Annotated in this window: 1 protein-coding gene; it reads left to right on the top strand. The window is 60.8% G+C overall.

What is annotated here, in order from left to right; all coding sequences use genetic code 11:
• Positions 1–283: 283 nt before the first annotated feature.
• Positions 284–630 (top strand): toxin VasX (locus SJI00_RS22370; RefSeq protein WP_322463859.1); only part of this gene is annotated, 347 nt, incomplete at its 3' end.

Genomic DNA, 630 nt, shown 5'->3' with positions numbered 1-630 from the left:
AGTGCGCAAGAACTTGCACAGCACTGCGCAACTTCTTGCGCAATTTTCCGCGAATTTTCCCTCAAAAAGCCCTCTCGGCCGATGCCGGAATCCCTACAGCCCGCATAAACCGCGGGCCTGGCACTCGCTGGCACGACTTTTGATAGCAGTTGAACCCGCAATCCGTGCTTTTCACGCCCGGTGAATCAGTTTGTCCACCTGCATCTGTGCCGATAGCGCCAGAGATGGACGGACCGCAACGGGCCACTGACAGCCCCAGCGTTCAACTCATCAAGGAAGTGCCATGCCCCTGCCACCCAGCCGCGCCCAGCTGAATCAGGCCCGCCGCAATCAAGCGTTTCCCCGTGCTGCCATGGCGATGGCCGGGTGCGGCCTGAGCGCTGCTGAAGTCGCTATTTTTCCTGTTCGATACGCGGTCGATGAGTCACCGGCCAAGGGCAACCAGCAGGGCCCAAACCCACTGCCCAAGGGCTGGTCCAACACCCCGCCGGCACTCAGGACCCGCAGCTACACCCTGCGCCAGCTGCGCGATGGCTGGCTGTACGTGTGGAACAGCACAGACCAGACTTTTCATGAGTATTCGGTCAGCGGACATCAGTTCACGCGACACCTGTGGACTGACGCCCACGT

The sequence above is a fragment of the Pseudomonas gebzensis genome (assembly GCF_034427815.1).
In the GTDB taxonomy this organism is placed as follows: domain Bacteria; phylum Pseudomonadota; class Gammaproteobacteria; order Pseudomonadales; family Pseudomonadaceae; genus Aquipseudomonas.
The sequence above is the reverse complement of the archived record's forward strand: the minus strand, read 5'-3'. Positions and strand labels throughout refer to the sequence as shown.